We start from the raw sequence: 1,726 nt of genomic DNA on the forward strand, positions 1-1,726 counted from the left end.
CTCCTCGTATAATAAATTTTAGTTTTCTAAATTAGTAGTTTGATTTGGATATTCTGGGGTGTTCCTAGATAATAAACCTATAGACCGAAAGGACTCTAAAATAGGTATGGCTAATCACTCCTGTAGTTCAACTACTCAAATAAGACTGTCACCTTGGACATATATTCATATTTCAAACGCACAAGCTGTATACATGAGGCCTTATGAATAAATGTAGTAGCTTATTCAGTAGCCTTCGGCTTCATGATTCATTACTAATAGGCGAGGTTGACTCATGATGTATGTATCTAGGGATAGCCTAGAGTATCCAAATCTATAATCAACACGGAAAGGAGGTCCTTTCACATGGATTTATTTGTCGGTATTGATGTAAGCTCTGAAAAACTTGATGTCTGTTTCTTAGACTCGAAAAAACATATATTGAATGAATCATCATTAGGAAACAGTATTGTGGGTGCAAGTCTTATTAAAGATAGTATTCTTTTATACCAACAACAATATAATTATGATCAAGTAACCGTTGGTTTAGAATCTACATCTGTTTATAGTTTTCACCCGTCTATGTTCTTGCATGAAGATGAAGAACTTAAAGCATTGGATATAATTGTTTCAGTCATTAATCCTAAAAAAGTTCATCGTTTCAAACAAATGTTTGATGAAGATAAAACAGACCGCATTGATGCATTTCGTATCGCTGATTTTTTAAGAATAGACGTCCATCAAACGAGTTTAATCAAGCAAGAAAAATATGTTGCGCTTCAGCGTCTAACAAGAAGTCGTTACCAAGTAACTAAGCAACTTGTTGAATGTAAGCAGCACTTTTTAGAGAATTTATATTATAAGTGCAACACACTTACAAAAGAAGTCAGTACTTCAGTGTTCGGTTCAACTATGCTTGAATTGTTTACAAATGATATAACACTAGATGAACTATCTAAAATCCCTTTAGAAGACTTTGTTTCTCATCTTCAAAAAGCAGGGAAAGGTCGATTTACAAATACAGAAAAACTTGTGAAGTCTATACAAAAAGCAATACGCGAGTCTTATCGATTAACACCGATGGTGTCTGAATCTGTAGACCAAATACTCAGCATGTATGCGCAACTGATTCGAACATTAACGAAACAAATCAAAACGTTGGATAAGGGTATTGAACAAGTTGTCAAAACCATGCCTGAAGCGCAACTTTTACTCTCTATCCCAGGTATTGGTCCTGTATATACCGCAGGTATATTAGCTGAAGTCGGCCAAATTCATAGATTCACCAATGAAGCTAAACTCGCTAAATACGCGGGATTATATTGGAATAAAAATCAATCAGGTAATTTCACTGCTAGCAATACTTCTTTGGCAAAAACTGGCAACCATATACTTCGATATTACTTAATTGAGGCTACCAATTCTGTACGGCGATATGTGCCAACTTTTTCTAACTATTATTCTAAGAAAACCAAAGAAGTACCTAAACATAAGCATAAAAGAGCACTCGTTTTAACGGCAAGAAAATTTATACGGTTGGTGGATACACTACTACGTAACCATCAAATTTATACGCCCGAAAGGAGCGTGTAATATGATCCATTAATTTGGTTCACCGTGAATCCTTTTCAATCATCCTGTCAAAATTCACATTTTGACTAGGTTTATTTAAGTGCGCATTATTTTATTGTTCACTAGCATTAATCTTTCAATCACCACCTTGACTTACTACCACAAGTCTTATTTT

Annotated in this window: 1 protein-coding gene; it reads left to right on the forward strand. The window is 34.6% G+C overall.

Going from position 1 to position 1,726, the window contains the following annotated elements; all coding sequences use genetic code 11:
- The first annotated feature begins 345 nt into the window (after positions 1-345).
- Positions 346-1,572: an IS110 family RNA-guided transposase gene (locus CD116_RS04050; protein WP_047551817.1), complete on the forward strand. Its 1,227-nt coding sequence runs from the start codon at positions 346-348 to the stop codon at positions 1,570-1,572.
- The last annotated feature ends 154 nt before the right edge of the window (positions 1,573-1,726 follow it).

The organism is Staphylococcus schweitzeri (genome assembly GCF_002902405.1).
GTDB lineage: Bacteria > Bacillota > Bacilli > Staphylococcales > Staphylococcaceae > Staphylococcus > Staphylococcus schweitzeri.